Raw genomic sequence first — 20,306 nt, forward strand, 5'->3', positions numbered from 1 at the left:
ATTTAACCACATATTAGCTATTAATTAAAACTAACCAAAAATGAAAAATTTACTTAGCCTAATTATAGGATTAATTATCGGAGCTTTTGTTTCTTATTATTTTTTCTGTCCTTCTGGATTAACCACAGCTCCACCAACTAGCGTTGTACCAAAAGGAATCATATCTCCAAGTCAAGCCCAAGATTTAAATGATAATTGGACTACTTATAGAAAAGCAGTAAACGACTCTGTAGCTTATAAAGGAGAAGAAAACCGATCGTCTTGGTATTCTATAGAAGATATGGAGTATTATGTTAATTATGCTCAAGATTCTTTAAACGCTAACGGGATACGTTTATATTTAGGAGTTAACACAACTTTTGGTGATGGAGGTTTAACAACTATATTTATGGTACCAACTCAAGAAGGAGATACAAGATCTTCTCCTCCTAAAGATATCTCAAATGCAGATGCTTTAGATATGGGACACAACGGAATTCCTCCAGGACACGGTTACCCAAATTAAGAGCTTTGGAAAAGTTTTTTATTGAAAATTATTCATACCTAACTTATTTTGTTGAGTTAGTAGCAGTTATTGCTGGAATTATTACGTACAAAAAATATAAAGGAACACCAGCTACTTTTTTTATTAAAATTATTTGGTTTAGTTTTTTTATAGAACTTATTGGAAGCTATTCTAATTATTATAATACTTTTGATTTTTTAAAACCTATACTTAATTCTATTTTTAAAGTTAACTATTGGTGGTTTACCTTAACCTATTTAATAGGTGTTGTAATATCTATATCCATATTCTATCAGAAAATATTAGAAAACATCAGATTTAAACTGTTTTTAAAATATTTAACTGTAGCTTATTTTTTATCTGCAGTTATATATTTGCTAATAAATCCAGACTTGTTTTTTAGTCAAATACCGCCTATAATATCTATTTTAGCAGGTATATTGGTCTTAACATCTTGTGTGCTTTATTTGATAGAATTATTGTTAACAGATAAGATTATAAATTTTTACAAATCAGTTTATTTTTATATAACAGTCGGACTATTTTTTTGGTGGATTGTAGTTACACCTTTAACATTTTATGACGTTTATATGGTTAATAGTGATTGGAAATATATTCTTTTAAAATGGCAGGTTTTTCTGTCCTTAAATTTTATGATGTATATTGTATTTGCTGTAGGGCTACTAATATCTAAACCAGAAAAAGTCAATGAGTAATTTTATAATTTTATTATTAAAAGATCCAGCAACATCAACAGCTGCAGAAAGATATTTGCTTATCTACATGATATTTGTTTTAATAGCAATTACATCTTTAGTAATCTTATTTTTTATAGTATTTCAAAAAAGAAAAAATAAGCTTTTGATAGATAAAATTAAGCAGAAACAAGCATTTGAAAAAGAATTATCCAATGCGCAAACCGAAATACAAGAACAAACTTTAAAAAATATTGGTTGGGAACTTCATGATAATGTTGGTCAATTACTAGCAGCAGCTAGTATGCAACTTAATATTTTGAAAACAAAATTAGATAATGATGACGTTTTAAATTCATTTAAAGATGCTTCAGATACTGTAAAAGAAAGTCTAAAAGAAGTACGCATGCTTTCTAGATCATTAAATAATGAAGTTATTTTAAATATAGGTTTTGAAAAGTCTATTAGTAATGAATTAGATCGCCTTAAAAAGATGAAGTTTGCTAGTGCAGAACTTAATGTTAAAGGAGATATAGTAGAATTTGAAAATAAAAAACACGAGATAATTATTTTTAGAATTCTTCAAGAGTTCTTTTCTAATACCGTTAAGTATTCTGAAGCAAAAAACCTATCTGTTATTTTAGATTATCAAGAAAATCACCTTAAGATTATAGCTAAAGATGATGGTGTAGGTTTTGATATGACCACAGTTAATAAAGGCGCAGGGTTATTAAATATGCAAAGTCGAGCAGAATTAATTAATATGGAATATCAATTAATATCTCAACCAGGTGATGGTGTTACTTTAGAACTACTTTATCCTTACAAACACGATACTTTAGAGCCATTTTAGTAAAGATTTTAATTTTTTTAATTTACCTGTATAAGGCGCGTATCGTAAGGGAATATCTAGCCAATTTGCTTTTTTTACAATAGCTTTTTTATGGCTAAAAGTATCAAAAGTATACTTTCCGTGATAAGCGCCAATACCACTATTGCCAACACCTCCAAAAGGTAATTTATGATTTGCAAAATGAACAACAGTATCATTAATACAGCCACCACCAAAAGAAAATTCTTTAATTAATTTTTTGGCTTGTGTAGTATTTGTACTAAATACATAAAGGCTTAATGGTTTTGGATAGCGGTTTATAATTTTATGCACTTCATTTAAATTTTTAAATGAAATAACAGGTAAAATAGGACCAAAAATTTCATCTTCCATCACTTTACTGTTTAATGAAGGTTCATCAATTATTGTTGGAGAAATATAAAGGTCTTCTGCATTAGTTTGTCCACCAATTATGCAGTTTTCGTTTGTTAGCATTTCTGATAGTCGATTGAAGTTTTTCTTATTAATTATACGAGCAAAATCTGAAGATTTTTCAGGGTTTTTGGTATAAATAGTTATAAGTTCATCTTTTAAAACTTCATAAAACTTATTCTTAATAGACGCATCAATTAAAATATAATCTGGTGCAATACACGTTTGACCAGCATTAATAAACTTACCCCAAACAATACGTTTTACAGTTAGTTTTATATTAGCAGTTTTATCAACAATACAAGGGTTTTTTCCTCCTAATTCTAAAGTTATAGGCGTTAGATTAGGTGCAGCTGCTTTAGCTACAATTTTACCGACGCTAACGCTACCAGTGAAGAAAATATAATCCCAAACTTGATTTAGTAGTTTGGTAGAAGTATCTACACCACCTTCAACAACAGTTACAAACTCTGGTGGAAAAACATTTTTTATAACTTTTGAAAGTAAAGCTGATGTATTTGGTGTTAACTCGCTTGGTTTTAGCACTACAGTATTTCCTGCTGCTACAGCACCTATTAAAGGTGCTAAGGCAAGTTGGTAAGGATAATTCCAAGGAGCAATAATTAAAACTGTTCCGTAAGGTTCAGAATATAAATAGTCTGATGAAGGAAAATTTAATAAGCTAGGAAATACACGTTTTGGTTTTGCCCATTTGTTTATATTACTTATTGTACGTTTTAAATCTTGTAAAACAATTGCGGTTTCTGTTATAACAGATTCAAATTCTGGTTTTTTAAAATCGTCGTAAAGCGCTTTAACAATAAGATCTTCTTGGTTAATTATTTCTGATTGAAGTTGTTTTAGTAATTGCTTTCTGTAGGCAATAGTTTTGGTTTTACCAGTTTTAAAAAAATCTTTTTGAGAATTTACTATAGCTTCAATCATGCCTTATTTCTTTTTTAATAAAAATAAGAATTATTAAACTAAATACAGGCGTCCCAAACAGGATCTTTTGGTAATGGTGCTGTAATATCTAATTCTTCTTTAGATACAGGATGAATAAATTTAATATTTCTGGCATGTAGACTTATACTAGCATCTTTGTTGCTTCTGCTATAACCATATTTTAAATCGCCTTTTATTGGGCAACCAATAGTGGATAATTGAGTGCGAATTTGATGGTGTCTACCTGTTTCTAAAGTAACTTCTAATAAGTAGAAATTATCTAGTTTTTTTATAATTTGATAACTTAATATAGCTTTTTTACTGTCTTTAACTTCAGTTTGATGTGCGTAAGATTTATTGTTTTTAGGATTCTTTTTTAGCCAATGTACAAGTCTATCTGAATCTTTTTTGGGTTTATTTTTAACTAAAGCCCAATACGTTTTTGTGATATCTTTAGTCGCAAACATCTTGTTTAATCTTGGTAATGCTTTACTAGTTTTAGAGAAAATTACCAATCCAGAAGTAGGTCTGTCTAATCGATGAACCGTTCCTAAATAGACATTTCCGGGCTTATTATATTTATCTTTTAAATACGACTTGACTACATCGCTTAATGGTTTATCACCAGTTTTATCACCTTGCACAATATCTCCAGCACGTTTATTAACCACAATTATATGGTTGTCTTCGTATATAACTTGAAGATTGTTTTTGTTGGATAGATGTTTCGATTTTTGGATCACTAGATGATTAGATTTTTAGATTAGTTTAAAGAAGTATTAAACTTTGAAGTCATTTTGATTATTGAATTTAATTCCTTTAATAAGGATTCTAAATCTTCATCTGAAATAAACTTTAAATCAAAAGCTATTAGAAGTTGAGTTTCAATTTCAAAAGTAGAACCTAATGTTATTTGTAAAAATCTAGCAAAATCTTTATTTGATTTTCTTGAAGAACCTTCTGCAATGTTAGATGGAATTGATACAGCAGCTCGCCTTAATTGATTTGTTAGCCCGAATTTTTCAGATTCAGGAAAGTTTGAAGTGACTTTATAAATAGCAGAGCAAAAAACTCTACTACGTTTCCAAATTTCTAAATCCTTAAATCTATGCATAAATAGTAATCTAATTAATCTAACAATCTAACAATCCAGTAATATATATCAATACTGTTCCCTCTCACTAGGAAAATCAACCGACTTTACATCATCCACATATTGAGATATTGCAGAAGTCATATCGTCATAAAGATTCATATAGCGGCGTAAAAATCTTGGATTAAACTCATGGGTCATGCCAATCATATCGTGAAGAACTAATACTTGACCATCTACACCATTACCAGCACCTATACCAATTACAGGAATTGACACACTTTCTGCAACTTCTTTAGCTAATGTAGCAGGGATTTTTTCTAGAACAATAGCAAAACAACCAGCTTTTTCTAACATTAAAGCATCAGATTTTAGTTTTTCAGCTTCAAATTCTTCTTTAGCTCTTACCGTATAAGTACCAAATTTATAGATAGATTGTGGCATTAGTCCTAAATGTCCCATTACAGGTATACCAGCGTTAATTATACGTTTAATAGATTCTTTTACTTCTTTTCCACCTTCAAGTTTTACCGCATGTCCGCCAGATTCTTTCATAATTCTAATAGCAGATCTTAAGGCTTCTTTAGGATCACTTTGGTAAGTTCCAAACGGTAAATCTACCACTACTAATGCACGTTTTACAGCACGAATTACAGAAGAGGCATGGTAAATCATTTGATCAAGAGTAATTGGTAATGTAGTTTCATGACCAGCCATTACATTACTTGCAGAATCACCAACTAAAATTACGTCTACACCAGCGCCATCTACGATAGTAGCCATAGTATAATCGTAAGCGGTTAGCATAGAAATTTTTTCGTTATTAGCCTTCATATCGACTAATGTTTTTACAGTAACTCTCTTATATTCTTTTTTTGCGGTAGACATAATTTTTAATTTGATAGACTGTAAAAGTACTAAAATTAAGGCGTATTGCTAAATTTTTCTTTTAGTTGAAAATCTTATATTTACAATAAATTATATCTAAGATGAAATCAATTTTTTATGTTTTTTTGCTATTAATTTCTGTTGAAACTTTTCGCAAAGTGAAGCTGAAGTACAAAAAACTATCGAAACTTTTTTTGAAGGTTTTCATAAACAGGATTCTACACTATTAAATCAAGTGGTTTATAAAGATGTAACGTTACAAACGATAGCGACAAATAGAGAAGGAAAAACCATTTTGCATACCGAAGACTATTCAAAATTTATAACTTCAATTTTATCAATTCCTAAAAATCAAAAATTTGAAGAAAAGCTATTGAGTTTTGATATTAAAATTGACGGAAATATGGCAAACGCTTGGACACCTTACCAGTTTTGGTTTAACGACCAGTTTAGTCATTGTGGTGTTAATTCATTTCAACTAATTAAAGTTGATAATGTTTGGAAAATCTTCTTTTTAGTAGATACCAGACGTAAAGATTGTGAAGAATAATTAAACTTAATGTCTCCTCGAGCGCAGTCGAGAGGTTATTTTTTAGGTCTCGACTGCGCTCGACCAGACAAGAAAATAATAATATATCCAAAATAGATAACCAAAACGTAATCGAAAAACTGGAAGCTGAGCGTAGTCGAAGCTAACAATCAGATAAACTTACTCTAACCGCTAAACCACCTTCGCTGGTTTCTTTATATTTGGTATGCATATCCTTAGCAGTTTCCCACATGGTATCTACTACTTTGTCTAGTGGTACTTTTACGTTTTTAGGATCTGTATCTAAAGCTAATTCGGCAGCATTTATGGCTTTTATTGCGCCCATACTATTTCGTTCAATACATGGTATTTGTACTAATCCACCAATAGGATCGCAGGTTAGACCTAAATGATGTTCCATTGCAATTTCTGCAGCAATCATGACTTGTTCTGGTGTACCACCAAGTAACTCGGTTAAAGCACCAGCAGCCATAGCAGAAGATACGCCAATTTCAGCTTGGCATCCGCCCATAGCAGCACTAATTGTTGCGCCTTTTTTAAAGATGCTTCCAATTTCACTTGCTACTAAAAGAAAACGCTTAATGTCGTTAAAATCGCCATCATGATTTTCAATAACCATATAATACATCAAAACAGCAGGAATAACACCTGCGCTTCCGTTGGTTGGTGCTGTAACCACACGACCTAAAGACGCATTAACTTCGTTTACGGCTAAAGCAAAACAGCTAACCCATTTAAGGATTTGTCTAAATTTGACTTCACTTTCTCTTATGCTTTCTAACCATTCTTGTGGTGTTGTGTAAGGCACTTCGATATTTAATCGTTTGTGTGTATCGTAGGCACGTCTTCTTACATTTAATCCACCAGGAAGATTACCTTCGGTATGACAACCAATAAACATACATTCTAGCATGGTTTGCCAAATGCGATTTAATTCAAAATCTATTTCTTCGTCAGAGCGAAGTGATCTTTCGTTTTCAAGTACAATTTCAGAAATGCTAAGATTTTCTTTATGACAAAACTCTAGTAACTCAGTTGCTTTGTGAACAGGATAAGGAAATTCTTTTAGCAGTTCTACATTTTCTTCATGTACAGTACGTTCTTCTTTAACCACAAATCCGCCACCAATAGAGTAGAATGTAGACTCATGCGTTTCATTTTCGGCGTAAGCGGTAAACTTAATTCCGTTTGCATGAAATGGTAAAAACTCACGGTTAAACACAATATCTTTTTCGGGTTCAAAAGGAATCACTAACTCATTGTTTAAAACCAATTTGTGCGTGTTAGTGATAGATGCAATGACAATGTCAATAGTATCTGTAGGTATACGTTCTGGGTCTGCACCACTTAAACCTAGCATAACGGCTAAGTCTGTAGCATGACCTTTTCCTGTTAAAGATAATGACCCATATAGGTCAACTTTTACATTAATAATGCGATCAAAAAAGTTATCTGCTTTTAGCTCATAAATCCAGCGTTCGGCAGCACGCCAAGGTCCTAAAGTGTGAGAACTTGATGGACCTACGCCAATTTTAAGCATATCAAAAACCGAGATACATTCCATAGTCTTGCGAAAACGTTTTAGAGCAGCAAATATAGAATTTTTATGTCTCCTTTAATTGTTAAAACTTATAATATTTAAAACATGAAATATGACATCATGTCAGTAAAAATGTCTTGGCATATTAATTGACTTAATGACGTCGAATAAGTTTTTTAAAACACAACAAAAAAATAAATTATATAAAATTATGAGTAAGATTATTGGAATCGATTTAGGAACAACTAACTCTTGCGTTTCTGTAATGGAAGGTAACGAACCTGTAGTTATCCCTAACGCAGAAGGTAAGCGTACTACACCTTCTGTTATCGCTTTTGTTGAAGGCGGAGAGATAAAAGTTGGTGATCCAGCAAAACGTCAAGCAGTAACAAACCCAACAAAAACAGTTTATTCTATTAAACGTTTTATGGGTAACAAATATTCTGAATCTAAAAACGAAGCAGAACGTGTGCCATATACAGTAGTAAAAGGTGATAACGATACACCTCGTGTAGATATTGATGGTCGTTTATATACACCACAAGAATTATCTGCAATGGTACTTCAAAAAATGAAAAAAACAGCTGAAGACTACTTAGGTCAAGATGTAAGTGAGGCAGTAATTACTGTACCAGCTTACTTCAATGATAGCCAACGTCAAGCTACTAAAGAAGCAGGAGAAATTGCAGGTCTTAAAGTTAGACGTATCATTAACGAGCCTACAGCAGCAGCTTTAGCTTATGGATTAGACAAAAAAGGAACAGATCAAAAAATTGTAGTATTTGACTTTGGTGGTGGTACTCATGACGTATCTATATTAGAATTAGGAGATGGCGTTTTTGAAGTATTATCTACAGACGGAGATACACATTTAGGTGGTGATGACGTAGATGAAAAAATCATTAACTGGTTAGCAGACGAGTTTCAAGCTGAAGAAAACATGGACTTACGTAAAGATCCAATGTCTTTACAACGTTTAAAAGAAGCTTCAGAAAAAGCGAAGATAGAATTATCATCTTCTGAGCAAACTGAAATCAATTTGCCATATATTACAGCTACAGCAAGCGGACCAAAACACTTAGTGCGTACATTAACACGTAGTAAATTTGAGCAATTAATAGACGATTTAGTAAAACGTACTATAGAGCCATGTGAGTCTGCATTAAAATCTGCAGGATTAAGTAAAAGTGATATTGACCAAATTATCTTAGTTGGTGGATCTACACGTATTCCAGCAGTACAAAAAGCAGTAGAAAGTTTCTTTGGTAAAGCGCCAAGTAAAGGTGTAAACCCAGACGAGGTTGTATCTTTAGGAGCAGCAATACAAGGAGGTGTATTAACAGGAGATGTAAAAGACGTATTATTATTAGACGTAACACCATTATCATTAGGTATCGAGACTATGGGTAACGTATTTACTAAGTTAATCGAAGCAAATACAACAATACCAACAAAAAAATCTCAGGTATTTTCTACCGCAGCAGATAATCAGCCATCAGTAGAAATCCACGTATTACAAGGAGAACGTGCTATGGCGGCAGATAATAAAACGATTGGACGTTTTCACTTAGACGGAATTCCACCAGCACAAAGAGGTGTACCACAAATTGAGGTAACTTTTGATATTGATGCTAATGGTATTATTAAAGTATCTGCAACAGATAAGGCAACAGGAAAATCTCAAGATATTCGTATTGAAGCGTCTTCTGGCTTAACTGAAGACGAAATCCAAAAGATGAAAGCTGACGCTGAAGCAAATGCAGAAGCAGATAAAAAAGCAGCAGAAAGTGCTAAGAAGTTAAACGAAGCAGATTCTATGATTTTCCAAACGGAAAAACAATTAAAAGAATTTGGTGATAAATTATCAGACGATAAGAAAAAGCCAATTGAAGATGCTTTAGAAGAACTTAAAAAAGCTTACGAAACAAAAGATTTAGCAGTAATCGAGCCAGCGTTAGAAAAAATTAACGAAGCTTGGAAAGTTGCTAGCGAAGAAATGTACAAAGCACAACAAGAAGCACAAGGAGCAGCTGGTGCTACAGACGCAGGTGCAGGCGCACAAGGTCAAGCAGCAGACTCTGGTAGTGACGTTGAAGACGTAGACTTCGAAGAAGTGAAATAAGCATAAAGCATAATTATCATAACATTTGAAAAAGCGCAATCAGTCATGGTTGCGCTTTTTTATCCCAAAAAAATATGAAAACACAAATTCCTTATTCTATATTAGAATTGGCTACTGTAGCAGAAAATACTACCATTCAAGATACTTTTGCTAACAGTTTAGATTTAGCACAACAAGCTGAAAAAATGGGATATCATCGTTTTTGGCTTGCCGAACATCATAATATGAAAAGTATTGCAAGTTCAGCAACTTCAGTGTTAATTGCTCACATTGCAGGAGGTACAGAAAAAATACGTGTTGGTTCTGGTGGTATTATGTTGCCTAATCATTCGCCACTAATTGTTGCAGAACAGTTTGGTACTTTAGGTAACTTATATCCTAATCGAATTGATTTGGGTTTAGGTCGTGCTCCAGGAACCGATCAGGAAACAGCTCAAGCTATCAGGTCTGATAGAATGACAGCTGTATATCAATTTCCTGATGAAGTGAGTCGAATTCAGAATTTTTTCACAAGTTCTTACAGAGGTAAAGTTCGTTCATATGTTTCGGAAGGTGTACATGTGCCGTTATATATATTGGGTTCTAGTACAGATAGTGCTTATGTTGCTGCAAAAAAAGGACTGCCTTATGTGTTTGCTAGTCACTTTGCACCAGCACAGTTAAAAGAAGCTCTAAACATTTATCGTCAAAACTTTAAGCCTTCTGCATATTTAAAAACACCCTATACTATGGCAGGAATTGGTGTAATTGCAGCCGAAACTAATGAGATGGCAGATACGTTATCGTCATCAATGTATCAAATGATTTTGGGTGTACTTACAGGAAATATCGATTATGTAAAAGCTCCAAGTCTTATAACACCAGAAATGCGAGATGTTATTAACCATCCTAAAGTACAGCAAATGACACATTATAGCTTTATAGGAGATAAGGATACAGTAAAATCTAAAACAAAGCAATTTTTAGAAGATACCAAAGTAGATGAGTTAATTGCTGTTTCGCATATTTACGACCATCAAGATAGGGTTGCGTCATATCGTATTTTTTCTGAAATCATGCAGGAGTTATAAGGTTTTTATTTTCTGTGTTTATCTATTGAATTTTACGAAACTCAACACATATTATGTAAAAAACAATCATCTGCTTGATTGTTTTTTTTATTTTCAAACACTTACTTTTATATAAAAATTATATATGCCATTTTCACCCAAAATTCAATCAACGTATCAACCTAAACGCCTTGCTGTAAAATTAAATGCAAGAGGAGAACAGTTTGTGGTAAAAGGTCATCCTTGGGTATTTTCTAACAGTATTGTTAAGATTAATGAAGATGCTAAAACTGGTGATTTAGCCATTATATTCAGTAAAAACAAAAACAAAGTTATTGCATTAGGTTTGTTTGATGCTAATTCGCCTATACGTATTAAAATCATTCATAATTCTCAAGAAAAGATTGAAGTCAACTCAGCTTTTTTTCATCATAAAATAGAAAACGCATTTGCATTAAGGCAACCGTTATTGCAAACCAATACTAATAGTTACCGCTTATTGTTTGGCGAAAATGATGGATTTCCTGGGTTAATTGCAGATGTGTATGACAAAGTCTTGGTCGTTAAATTATATTCTGAAATCTGGCTACCTTACATAGAAACTATTATTCCAAGTTTACAACAAATTTCTAATGCAGAAATTGTAGTTGTTAGATTAAGCCGAAGTCTGGAAAATTCATCTAATCACCAATTAAAAGATGGCGATGTTATTTATGGCGAATTACATAATGAAGTGGTAGAATTTGTTGAACACGACGTAAAATTTTCAGCTCACGTTATTAAAGGTCACAAAACAGGTTATTTTTTAGATCATCGTGCTAATAGAAAACAAGTAGGCGAGTGGAGTAAAAACAAAACCGTTTTGGATGTGTTTAGTTATGCTGGCGGATTTTCGGTACATGCATTGTATAATGGCGCAAAAGAAGTAACCAGTTTAGATATAAGTAAACAAGCGCTGGAAGTTGCTGTTCAAAACGGAAAATTAAACGATTATATTGGTACACATAAAACCATTGCAGGTGATGCTTTTGAAGCGCTTAAACAACTTATTAAAGACAAGAAAACGTTTGACGTAGTTGTTATAGATCCTCCAAGTTTTGCAAAACAAGCGTCAGAAATAGATTTAGCTAAAAAGAAATACGCACAATTAGCCCAATTAGGAGAACAACTTACTGCTAAAAAAGGACTATTAGTTTTAGCCTCATGCTCTTCTAGAGTTGTTCCTCAAGCGTTTTTCGATATAAATAAACAAGTGTTATTAGACAGTAATAGAATTTTCAACCTAATTTTAAAAACTGGACATGACATTGATCATCCTGTAACCTTTCCAGAAGGAGAATACCTAAAATGTGGTTACTATAGATTTCAAAACTAAAAAGTGTTATGCGTGCATAATATTTTTGTATATTTAGACTTTCTAAATTATAACAAAATGCAAACTAAACTAACAGAACTACTTAATATAAAACATCCTATTATTATGGCGCCAATGTTTTTGGTGTCTAACGTTGCAATGGTTAAAGAAGCAATGAATTCTGGTATTGCTGGATGTATACCAGCATTAAACTATCGTACTTTAGAGGAATTAAGAGCAGCAATAAAAGAACTTAAAGCTAGTAAGCCTGAAGGTGGCGCATTTGGTTTTAACTTAATTGTAAACAAGTCAAACCCTAAAGCTAAAGCTCAATTAGATGTATTATGCGAAGAAGGTTGTGATTTTATTTTAACGTCTTTAGGTAACCCAAAAGAAACGATAGAACATGCTCACAAAGTCGGTATAAAAGTCTTTTGTGATATTACCGATTTACGTTTTGCCCAAAAAGTAGAAAGTTTAGGTGCAGATGCTGTTGTTGCAGTAAATAATGAAGCTGGCGGACATAGAGGAAATATTTCACCAGAAGAATTAATTTCAACTTTAAAAAATAATTTAAATATACCTGTAATCTCTGCTGGTGGCGTTGGCTGTAAGGCAGATATTGATAAAATGTTAAGTTATGGTGCTGTTGGCGTATCAGTTGGAAGTCCGTTTATAGCCTCAGTAGAAGCTGGTGTTACAGATGAATATAAACAAGCTTGCGTAGATTATGGCGCAAAAGACATAGTAATGACCGAGCGTATTTCAGGTACACCATGTACCGTCATTAATACACCTTATGTTAAAAAGATTGGTACAAAAGCTACTTGGATAGAAAACCTGTTAAACAAGAATAAAAAATTGAAAAAATGGGTAAAAATGATTCGTTTTTCAATAGGAATGAAAGCTACCGAAAAAGCAGCTAAAAAAGCAACTTACAAAACGGTTTGGGTTGCAGGTCCAAGTATAGAACACACAAAAGAAATTTTGCCTGTAAAAGACATTATTGCAAATTTAGTTTAAGATGAAATACTTATGCTTAATCCTAGTTTTAATAGTCTCTTGTGCAAAAAAAGAGACTATAAAAACTGGTGATGTTATTTTTAGAGAACCTATTTCAATTAGTCAACTTTCTGAAGCTATAAATGAAGTCACCCAAACTCAAAAAGTGACTAATTATACGCATATGGGTATTTGTTTTATTGAAAATGATTCGGTAAAAGTCATTCATTCTGATGCCGATTTAGGTGTTGTAATTCAATCGTTACAAGTGTTTTTACAACCAGAAGATTCTACAACGTATTTTGCAGATGTTTACCGTATAAATCAGCTTGAATCTGCTGAAGCTTCAAAAGCTATTAGTAACGCAAAAGCATTGCTTGGTCAGCCATACAATACCACTTACATTTTTGAAGATGAAGGTTATTATTGTTCAGAATTTGTCTACGAAGCTTTCAAGGATCATCAAGTATTTCAACTAGAACCAATGACGTTTAAAGATCCAAAAACCAATAAATTTCACGAAGGTTGGATTAGTCATTATAAAGCATTAAATATCGAAATTCCTGAAGGTAAGTTAGGTTGTAATCCAAACGGAATGGCTAATAACAACCAACTAACTTTGGTAGAAAGTTTTAGAGACTAGTTAATAAAATATTAATTTTCTTGATAGATTCTTTAAGGATTTTTAAGTTTTGTAACTTGTAGAAAACCAACTAAAAATCTTAATGAAACGCTTTTTCTATCTTCTTATCATTGTACTTATAATCTTTATAGGCTTATTGTATTGGTCAACATCTTCTACAGATCAAGTCTTTGAAAAATCAGAATTAATTAATATTAAAAATATCAATTCAGTAGATTTTAAAACTAAAGATTCTGTGTTAGTAGCAGCAAGTGATTTGTATCAAGCAGATAAGGTTAAAAAACTAATGCAAGGCGAGCAATACCGTAAAGCTTGGTCAACACCTGTAAAAGTGCCAGTTATGTATTTAGATACATTATTTGGTGGCGTTACTATAGAAAAAGAAGGTGGCGGTAAGCAAACCCATTCTTTAAAATTAAAAACCAAAAATGATATCGAATTAACGTTACGTAGCGTTAATAAAGATCCAGAAGCATTAATTCCGGAATTTGCAAAAACTTTAGGATTAGAAAATATTGTGGTAGATGGTATTTCGGCACAACATCCTTACGCAGCTATTTTGGTGGCAAAATTAGCAGAACACGCCAAAGTACATCACACAAAACCTAAATTAGTTTTTGTTCCTAAACAGAAAACACTAGATAATTATAATGATAAATACGGAAATAGATTATTCCTTTTAGAATATGAAACCGAAAGCAAAACCAATTGGACAAAAGAAAATAATGTAATTGAAATATTAGATACAGACGATTTACAAGAGCTAAAATTAGAACAACCAGAACAACTTACTGTAGATAAAAAAGCATTGATTCGTGTCCGTCTTTTTGATTTATTAATTGGCGATTGGGACAGACATACCAAACAATGGGGCTGGATTGTAAAACAAGAAAAAAAAGTGCTAAAAGCTATTCCAATTGCAGGAGATAGGGACAATGCTTTTTTTAGTGTAGATGGCGTTTTACCAACCATACTTTCAGATAAAAATGTAGTTCCAGAATTAAGACCATTTACATCAGAAATAAATTTTATGCCAGGATTAGTCTATCCTTTTGATCAATATTTTCTTATAAATACGTCCGAAGAATTATTTGTTGAGCAAGCAAAACAGCTTCAAAAATTATTAACCGATGAGGTTTTAGAACAATCGTTGTCTGTTTGGCCAAAACAAATAGCAGAAATAGATGGAGAAGAAATCATCTCGAAAATAAAATCAAGACGTAACCATTTAATAGAATATGCCAAGCAATTTAAAGCCGAAATTGATAAAAAAGGTTTGGTAAATCAACCATTAAAAGGCTCGGAAGACATTAATTTGCCTGAAAAATTATTACAGTGTTTTGACTGTAATAATTAAAATTCTTCTAAAATAGTTAGTAAATTTACAACTCAAAATTATAACAATGCAATACACAAAAGAAGAAGTGCTAGCACAAGCCAATAAAGCTAGTAAAAATACATTAATGGAAACTTTAGAAATAGAAATGGTAGATTTTGGACCAGATTATTTAGTTGCCAGAATGCCAGTTACTTCAAAGGTACATCAACCAGATGGTGTGTTACATGGTGGCGCAACAGCAGCATTGGCAGAAAGTGTTGGTAGTTTTGCATCGGTTATTTTTACAGACTCTAATTTAATGGTTAGAGGCTTAGAAATTACTGCAAATCACGTGAAAAGTATTAGAGAAGGATTTGTGTTTGCAAAAGCAACATTTTTACACAAAGGTCGTACCACGCAATTGTTGGATATTAGAGTTACCGATCAAGATGAAAACCTAATATCTATCTGTAAATTGTCAACTATTTCTTTACCAAAAAAGAAGTAATTAATGCAGCAATCGTTTTTCAATCAATTACAAAATCGTTTAGAAAATCAGTTACCATTTGTAGCGTATCGTAAGCCAAATGAGACTAGCGTTTATGCTATTTTACAAAAGAATGATGCTTTAAATTATTGTCAAGATTTTACTAATTCTGGTTTTGTGTTTTCACCATTTGAAAATATTGAAAACGCCATTATTTTACCTTTAAATGAAAGTGAAATTATTGAATTTAAAGATGAAATAATTTTAGATGAAACGGAACATTCTCAACCCAATCTCAATCTAGAAAATAGAGAGGAAGCAAAGCAATTTCATATTAATTTAGTTGAAACTGCTGTAAAAGCAATTAAAAACGAAAGTTTTAAAAAAGTAGTCGCTTCCAGAGTTGAAGAATCGCCATTTAATAGTTTAGAAACTATTTCATTATTTAAAAGGTTGCTAAATAACTATAAGACTGCAATGGTGTATTGTTGGTACCATCCAAAAGTAGGTTTATGGTTAGGCGCAACACCAGAAACGTTATTGAAAATTGAAGGTAACCGATTACAAACAATGTCTTTAGCAGGTACACAACCGTATGTAAATACAACCGATGTAACTTGGCAAAATAAAGAAATTGAAGAGCAGCAATTTGTTACCGATTTTATTGTAGATAGCCTAAAACCATTAGTAAATAGTGTAAGCACGACAAAACGACAAACGGTAAAAGCTGGTCAATTATTACACTTACAAACAAAAATTTCGGCAGTTTTTGATAAAGCTAATTTCAACTTTAAAAATGTTTTAAAAGCGTTACATCCAACGCCAGCCGTTTGTGGATTACCAAAAGCACCAGCAAAAGATTTCATTTTAAAAAATGAAAATTATAATCGTGAGTTTTATACCGGTTTTTTAGGCGAACTTAATTTTACGCAAACAAAATCAAGAAATACTAACCGTAAAAATGTAGAAAATAATGCCTACCAAAGCATTAAAACTGTCACTAATTTATTTGTTAATTTACGTTGTCTTCAACTAAAAAATAATCAAGCATTAATCTACGTTGGTGGCGGAATTACCAAAGATTCTAATCCAGAAAAAGAATGGGAAGAAACCGTTGCTAAAAGCTTAACCATAAAAAGCTTACTTTAAGCTAGATTTCTTTTAAAATCAAATTCATTTAGACTTAAAAATTGCGTATTTTTGTAAGTAGAATGAAGTACCCAAAAATTCCTTTAGCACAGACCGTTGTTCAGCTTTGTAAAGCTAAACAGATTCAACATATTATTTTATCACCAGGTAGTCGTAATGCGCCGTTAACCATAGGTTTTACGCATGACGACTATTTTAAATGCTATAGCATTGTAGACGAGCGTTGTGCGGCATTTTTTGCTCTTGGTATTGCACAACAAATTAATGCGCCAGTTGCGGTTGTTTGTACGTCTGGTAGTGCTTTATTAAATTATTATCCAGCAGTTTCAGAAGCTTTTTACAGTCATATTCCTTTAGTGGTTTTAAGTGCAGATCGACCAAAATATTTGGTTGGTATTGGTGACGGACAGACGATTAATCAAGAAGATGTCTATAAAAATCACATTCAATATTCGGCAAACTTAAAATTAGATTTAGACGAAAAAAAATCTAATACACAAGACGATTTACCAATCATGAAAAGTATTGAAAATAGGATAGAAAACTTTTTAGGATTACAACAAAGTATTCAAGACTATAATGAATTGGAAATTAATAAAGCCATAAATATTGCTGTAGAAAATGAAGGTCCAGTACACATTAATATTCCGTTTGACGAGCCACTTTATGATAGAGTAGACGCACTTACGGTTAATCCAAAAGTGATACAACCTAATGTTGAAGATGAAATTGAAAGCGATTACCAAACATTTGCTGAAATTTGGAATAAAGCAGATCGAAAACTGGTTTTAGTAGGTGTTTTAAGCCCAAATTCTGTAGAGCAAAAATTTATCAACCAATTGGCAGAAGATGATAGTGTTTTGATTATGACAGAAACTACATCAAACCTTCATCATTCTAAGATTGTACCAAATATAGATAAATTAATAGCAGCGTTAACACCTGAAGAATTTCAAGTTTTAAAACCAGAAATTGTGTTAACATTTGGCGGTTTAATAGTTTCAAAAAAAATAAAACGCTTTTTAAGAGATTATCAACCAAAACACCATTGGCATGTTGGTAAAAATAAAGCTAACGATACATTTTTTGTTCTAGATAAAGTCTTTAAACAAAATATAAATTCATTTTTTAATGCTTTTTTACCACTAACTATTGCTAATCAAAGTAAATATGCTTCATTTTGGTTATCACAATTAGAAAATCGTAGAAAAAATCATATTGATTACTTAAATAAAATAGAATTTACAGATTTTAAAGCATTTCATTCTATTTTAAATACTGTACCAAATAATTGGCAACTTCAAGTAAGTAACAGCTCTACAATTAGATATTTACAGTTATTTGATGTCAATCCTACTTTAGAAGTATTTTGTAATAGAGGAACAAGTGGTATAGACGGTAGTACAAGTACAGCAATTGGAGCAGCGATAGGTAATACAAAACCAACACTTTTTATTACAGGAGATTTATCTTTCTTTTATGATAGTAATGCCTTGTGGAACAACTACATCCCAAAAAACTTCAGGATTATTGTTATAAATAATGAAGGTGGTGGAATTTTTAGAATTCTTCCAGGTCATAAAAACACTGCTAATTTTGATTATTATTTTGAAACCAAACATCATTTAACAGCAGAACATCTTTGTAAAATGTACAATTTTGAATATGAAAGAACTAAAGATGAATTTGAGTTAAATGAAGCTTTATCAAAATTTTATGAACCATCAAACAAACCAAAGTTGTTAGAAATTTTTACACCATCTACCCAAAATGATGATGTTTTACTTAATTACTTTAAAGCTGTAAAATAATTTTATCGTAAAAAAACACCTTTTATCGTATTTGTTATATTTATTAATAGTAAGTAATTATAGTAAATCAAAAAATTGTACCTTTAAAGTAGCTAAAAACATTAATCTATAAAAAGTTATTATTATGAGTAAACGCGATGAATTAATTACTAAATATGCAGCAGATTTAAAAGATAAATGTGGTGTAAATCCTGATATGGATTTGTTAACAAAAGTAACGATAGGTTGCGGACCATCAATTTACAATGCAGATGCAGCAACTGTTTCTGGATCTGATCAATCTGAATTAGATACAGTAAAAAACAATTTTTTAATTAAAAAATTAGGTTTAAATGATGGGCCAGAATTAGATAAAGCAATAGATGCTGTTATGGAAACTTACGGTAAATCTAACAGAAATAAATATAGAGCTGTTGTATACTACTTATTAACTAAACATTTTAATAAAGAATCTGTATACTAATAGATAAAAAATATTAAAAAAAGCGTTACACATTTCTGTAACGCTTTTTTTATATGCTTACATTTGCAAAATGATACAAATAGGAGAATATAATACACTTGAAATTTTAAGAGACACACAACCAGGATTATTTCTTGGTGATAGTGAAGGTAACGAAGTATTGTTGCCAAACAGATACGTACCAGAACACTTTGAAATAGGAGATAAGATTGAAGTATTTGTTTATCTAGATAATGAAGAACGTATCATAGCAACAACAACAAAACCTTACATTAAAAACGGAGAGTTTGCAATGCTACGTTGTAATGAGGTTTCTAAATATGGTGCTTTTTTAGACTTTGGTTTAGTAAAAGAATTATTCTGTCCGTTTAAAGAACAAGCTTTCCCGATGAAAAAAGGAGGTTGGTATTTAGTAAGGTGTTATATAGATGAAAAAACAGAACGTCTAGTAGCTTCAAGTAAAACCAATAGGTTTTTAGATAATACTAATCTAACGGTAGAACAGTTTGAAGAAGTAGATTTAATAGCATCACATCCGAGTGATATTGGTATGAATGTTATTGTAAATAATATACACTCAGGATTAATTTATAAAGACAATATTTATCAAGATATAAGCGTAGGAGACAAACTAAAAGGAATAGTTAAAAAAATTAGACCAGGTAATAAATTAGATATAGCTTTAGGTCAAATAGGTTACAGAAGTATAGAGCCTAATGCAGACAAAATTTTAGAAGAATTAAAAGATAACTCTGGTTTTTTACCTTATAATGATAAATCTAATCCAGAAGATATTAAAGATGCTTTAGAGATGAGTAAAAAAAGCTTTAAAAAGGCAATAGGAACACTTTATAAGCAAAAACTAATATTAATTAAAGAAGATGGTATATATCTTAACCAACATTAAACTGTCTATACTTACTTTGGTTTCTTAATCTACACCAATTTATAGCTTCATATAAATCATTAAATCTTTCCATCTTAAACCTAAAGAAAAATTTTTCCATTAAAGCACTTTGCCAACTACTTTCAAATTCTGTAACTATAGCATAACCATTTAATTTTAAATTTGCTTTTTGAAATTTTAACCAATCTTGTGGTTTAACAGAGTATTTGTTAACTCTATTAGATATGTAACAAATCTGTTTTCCAGAAGGATAATGTTTTAAAGCTTCATGTATAATTTCTTGGGCTTCGTCCCATGTATAGGTAACACCTTCATTAATTTCAGAAATTATAATTCCGTCTAAAAAATAAAAGATACCACTATCAGATACATAAACATCTTTTATTTGATTGGCTAAGTTTGTGTTTTCAACTTTCATAAAAATTAATAGCGTTAAATTCTTTACGAATCAAAAATATTTCATTGGTAATTAAAACCTTAAATTCAGGGTCACTTAAAATAAACTTTCGATAAAATTCACT

Annotated in this window: 21 protein-coding genes; 15 read left to right on the forward strand and 6 right to left on the reverse strand. The window is 31.5% G+C overall.

The features are described from left to right. The first annotated feature begins 40 nt into the window (after window positions 1-40). From WA340_RS10075 to WA340_RS10085, 3 genes are read left to right on the forward strand one after another with little or no spacing between them, the layout of a single operon-like run. Window positions 41-505 (forward strand): hypothetical protein, encoded by a 465-nt coding sequence (locus WA340_RS10075; protein WP_336128858.1) that lies wholly within the window; start codon window positions 41-43, stop codon window positions 503-505. A 5-nt stretch (window positions 506-510) separates the two neighbouring features. Continuing rightward, window positions 511-1,221 (forward strand): hypothetical protein, encoded by a 711-nt coding sequence (locus tag WA340_RS10080; RefSeq protein ID WP_106678074.1) that lies wholly within the window; start codon window positions 511-513, stop codon window positions 1,219-1,221. Beyond that, window positions 1,214-2,053 carry a sensor histidine kinase gene (locus WA340_RS10085; protein WP_336128860.1) on the forward strand — a complete coding sequence of 280 codons (840 nt, stop codon included), beginning with the start codon at window positions 1,214-1,216 and terminating at the stop codon, window positions 2,051-2,053. Before WA340_RS10080 ends, WA340_RS10085 begins: the two co-directional genes overlap by 8 nt. Here WA340_RS10085 and WA340_RS10090 read toward each other — a convergent pair. From WA340_RS10090 to panB, 4 genes are read right to left on the reverse strand one after another with little or no spacing between them, the layout of a single operon-like run. Next, complete coding sequence (locus tag WA340_RS10090; RefSeq protein ID WP_336128862.1) at window positions 2,039-3,409, reverse strand: aldehyde dehydrogenase; 1,371 nt, start codon at window positions 3,407-3,409, stop codon at window positions 2,039-2,041. The two genes, WA340_RS10085 and WA340_RS10090, sit on opposite strands and share 15 nt — an antisense overlap. A gap of 38 nt (window positions 3,410-3,447) precedes the next feature. Next, window positions 3,448-4,152, reverse strand: coding sequence for an RluA family pseudouridine synthase (locus WA340_RS10095; protein WP_336128863.1), 705 nt, complete (start codon window positions 4,150-4,152; stop codon window positions 3,448-3,450). 20 nt (window positions 4,153-4,172) lie between these two features. Next, window positions 4,173-4,523 (reverse strand): four helix bundle protein, encoded by a 351-nt coding sequence (locus WA340_RS10100; protein ID WP_336128865.1) that lies wholly within the window; start codon window positions 4,521-4,523, stop codon window positions 4,173-4,175. Window positions 4,524-4,571: 48 nt separating this feature from the next. Further along, on the reverse strand, window positions 4,572-5,390 hold the full coding sequence (gene panB, locus WA340_RS10105; RefSeq protein ID WP_304144454.1) for a 3-methyl-2-oxobutanoate hydroxymethyltransferase: 819 nt from the start codon (window positions 5,388-5,390) through the stop codon (window positions 4,572-4,574). Between the two features lie 181 nt (window positions 5,391-5,571). On the opposite strand from panB, the gene WA340_RS10110 reads away from it, so the two are divergent. Next, window positions 5,572-5,940 (forward strand): nuclear transport factor 2 family protein, encoded by a 369-nt coding sequence (locus tag WA340_RS10110; RefSeq protein WP_336129226.1) that lies wholly within the window; start codon window positions 5,572-5,574, stop codon window positions 5,938-5,940. 142 nt (window positions 5,941-6,082) lie between these two features. Here the strand turns inward: WA340_RS10110 and WA340_RS10115 are convergent, their stop codons facing one another. Further along, complete coding sequence (locus tag WA340_RS10115) at window positions 6,083-7,504, reverse strand: L-serine ammonia-lyase (RefSeq protein ID WP_336128867.1); 1,422 nt, start codon at window positions 7,502-7,504, stop codon at window positions 6,083-6,085. Window positions 7,505-7,691: 187 nt separating this feature from the next. Here WA340_RS10115 and dnaK point away from each other — a divergent pair, with 187 nt between their 5' ends. The 11 genes from dnaK to WA340_RS10170 all read left to right on the forward strand — a co-directional run bounded on the left by dnaK (window position 7,692) and on the right by WA340_RS10170 (window position 19,785). Then, window positions 7,692-9,602 carry a molecular chaperone DnaK gene (dnaK, locus tag WA340_RS10120; protein ID WP_336128868.1) on the forward strand — a complete coding sequence of 637 codons (1,911 nt, stop codon included), beginning with the start codon at window positions 7,692-7,694 and terminating at the stop codon, window positions 9,600-9,602. A 74-nt stretch (window positions 9,603-9,676) separates the two neighbouring features. Continuing rightward, window positions 9,677-10,672: an LLM class flavin-dependent oxidoreductase gene (locus WA340_RS10125; RefSeq protein ID WP_336128870.1), complete on the forward strand. Its 996-nt coding sequence runs from the start codon at window positions 9,677-9,679 to the stop codon at window positions 10,670-10,672. A gap of 124 nt (window positions 10,673-10,796) precedes the next feature. Next, window positions 10,797-12,026 carry a class I SAM-dependent rRNA methyltransferase gene (locus WA340_RS10130; protein WP_336128872.1) on the forward strand — a complete coding sequence of 410 codons (1,230 nt, stop codon included), beginning with the start codon at window positions 10,797-10,799 and terminating at the stop codon, window positions 12,024-12,026. A 57-nt stretch (window positions 12,027-12,083) separates the two neighbouring features. After that, on the forward strand, window positions 12,084-13,028 hold the full coding sequence (locus tag WA340_RS10135) for an NAD(P)H-dependent flavin oxidoreductase (protein WP_336128874.1): 945 nt from the start codon (window positions 12,084-12,086) through the stop codon (window positions 13,026-13,028). A gap of 1 nt (window position 13,029) precedes the next feature. Further along, entirely contained in the window at window positions 13,030-13,650 is a 621-nt protein-coding gene (locus WA340_RS10140) for a YiiX/YebB-like N1pC/P60 family cysteine hydrolase (RefSeq protein ID WP_336128876.1), read from the forward strand. A gap of 82 nt (window positions 13,651-13,732) precedes the next feature. Beyond that, complete coding sequence (locus WA340_RS10145) at window positions 13,733-15,007, forward strand: hypothetical protein (protein WP_336128877.1); 1,275 nt, start codon at window positions 13,733-13,735, stop codon at window positions 15,005-15,007. 46 nt (window positions 15,008-15,053) lie between these two features. After that, window positions 15,054-15,476 (forward strand): PaaI family thioesterase, encoded by a 423-nt coding sequence (locus WA340_RS10150; protein ID WP_270005168.1) that lies wholly within the window; start codon window positions 15,054-15,056, stop codon window positions 15,474-15,476. A gap of 3 nt (window positions 15,477-15,479) precedes the next feature. Next, complete coding sequence (locus WA340_RS10155) at window positions 15,480-16,604, forward strand: chorismate-binding protein (protein WP_336128880.1); 1,125 nt, start codon at window positions 15,480-15,482, stop codon at window positions 16,602-16,604. A 62-nt stretch (window positions 16,605-16,666) separates the two neighbouring features. Then, window positions 16,667-18,415 (forward strand): 2-succinyl-5-enolpyruvyl-6-hydroxy-3-cyclohexene-1-carboxylic-acid synthase, encoded by a 1,749-nt coding sequence (gene menD, locus WA340_RS10160; RefSeq protein ID WP_336128882.1) that lies wholly within the window; start codon window positions 16,667-16,669, stop codon window positions 18,413-18,415. Window positions 18,416-18,539: 124 nt separating this feature from the next. Beyond that, entirely contained in the window at window positions 18,540-18,878 is a 339-nt protein-coding gene (locus WA340_RS10165; RefSeq protein ID WP_106678042.1) for a DUF2853 family protein, read from the forward strand. A 70-nt stretch (window positions 18,879-18,948) separates the two neighbouring features. Beyond that, window positions 18,949-19,785: a CvfB family protein gene (locus tag WA340_RS10170; RefSeq protein ID WP_336128884.1), complete on the forward strand. Its 837-nt coding sequence runs from the start codon at window positions 18,949-18,951 to the stop codon at window positions 19,783-19,785. On the opposite strand, the gene WA340_RS10175 is transcribed toward WA340_RS10170, so the two are convergent. Next, window positions 19,772-20,203, reverse strand: a complete 432-nt coding sequence (locus WA340_RS10175) for a hypothetical protein (RefSeq protein WP_336128886.1) — start codon at window positions 20,201-20,203, stop codon at window positions 19,772-19,774. The genes WA340_RS10170 and WA340_RS10175 overlap by 14 nt on opposite strands. Window positions 20,204-20,306: the final 103 nt, after the last annotated feature.

The sequence above is a fragment of the Mesoflavibacter sp. CH_XMU1422-2 genome (genome assembly GCF_037029245.1).
Lineage (GTDB): Bacteria > Bacteroidota > Bacteroidia > Flavobacteriales > Flavobacteriaceae > Mesoflavibacter > Mesoflavibacter zeaxanthinifaciens.